Origin of the sequence: Acinetobacter sp. Colony158, from assembly GCF_019264745.1 — a bacterium.
GTDB lineage: Bacteria > Pseudomonadota > Gammaproteobacteria > Pseudomonadales > Moraxellaceae > Acinetobacter > Acinetobacter ursingii.
Genome location: NZ_CP078523.1, coordinates 2,410,888 through 2,411,216, shown reverse-complemented (window position 1 = coordinate 2,411,216; position 329 = coordinate 2,410,888). Strand labels below are relative to the sequence as shown.

Below are 329 nucleotides of genomic sequence, written 5' to 3'. Positions count from 1 at the left end.
TCATATATCCATAACCGCCGAATAATTGAAGCAAATTATCGGCAACTTTCATCTGCATATCTGTGCTAAAACTTTTAAGTGCTGCCGCTGTTTCGACATCTAATTTTGCCTCTTGATATAAGGCAAGGTTCTGATTATAAAAAGCAGCCGTGGCTAACTCATCAATTTTCGCCTGAGCTAAAACAAAGCGCGTATTTTGAAAGTTTGCAATTGGTTGACCAAAAGCCTGACGCTCTTTGACATATTTTGTAGTGACATCAATTGCACCACGAATCGCACCTAAAGCTGTGGCTGCAATCGCAGTACGCTCACGTGGTAATTCTTGCATC

Annotated in this window: 1 protein-coding gene; it reads right to left on the bottom strand. The window is 41.0% G+C overall.

Going from position 1 to position 329, the window contains the following annotated elements; all coding sequences use genetic code 11:
* Positions 1–329, bottom strand: a 329-nt coding sequence (locus tag JR005_RS14835; protein WP_267460106.1) for an acyl-CoA dehydrogenase family protein, incomplete at both ends; no start/stop codon positions are given.